Here is a 554-nt window from a genome sequence, read left to right on the forward strand (position 1 = left end):
GGCCTGCGCCATGTCGATGATGCGGCGGCTGATGCCGCCGGAGTTCATCAACTCACCCGCCAGGATGAAGAAGGGCACGGCCAGGAGCGGAAAGCTGTCCACACCCGCCACCAGGTTCTGGGCCAGCAACTGCGCATCCCAGAAGTCGAGCACCCAGGCCATGCCTGCGCCCGTGAGCACCAGGGCCAAGCCCATGTTCATGCCCGTGCCCATCAGCACCAGCATGCCCAGCGAAAAAACAAGAAAAGCCTGCGCTTCGGGTCCCATGGTCACTCCACCTCAGCGCCATGACCGAGGTCCAGCGGCTTGCGTTGAATCAATTCGATGGTTGCCATCACACCAATGGCCACCGCGCACAAAAAGGCTGGCAACGGCAGCAGCGCCGCCGGGTAGGCCATGACGACCGAGCGGCTGCCCATGCCCACCACCACCTGCTGCCAGGCCCCCCAGGCCAGCATCGCGCTGGCGCTGATCACCAGCAACCGGATCACGGCCGTCAGCAGGCCAAAGGCCACCGGGCGCTTGGCCAGCAGGCCAGCCAGGCTGGTAAAGGC

The 554-nt window shown here is 65.3% G+C and carries 1 protein-coding gene and 1 pseudogene; both read right to left on the minus strand.

Annotated features, from left to right (window positions below; translation table 11 throughout):
* Positions 1 to 267 (minus strand): TRAP transporter large permease subunit (locus tag DBR23_RS22275; RefSeq protein WP_199227779.1); only part of this gene is annotated, 267 nt, incomplete at its 3' end.
* A 2-nt stretch (positions 268 to 269) separates the two neighbouring features.
* A pseudogene (locus DBR23_RS31505) lies at positions 270 to 554 on the minus strand (TRAP transporter small permease); the annotation flags it as partial.

This window comes from Acidovorax sp. HMWF018, assembly GCF_003061035.1.
GTDB classification, from domain to species: Bacteria; Pseudomonadota; Gammaproteobacteria; order Burkholderiales; family Burkholderiaceae_C; genus Acidovorax; species Acidovorax delafieldii.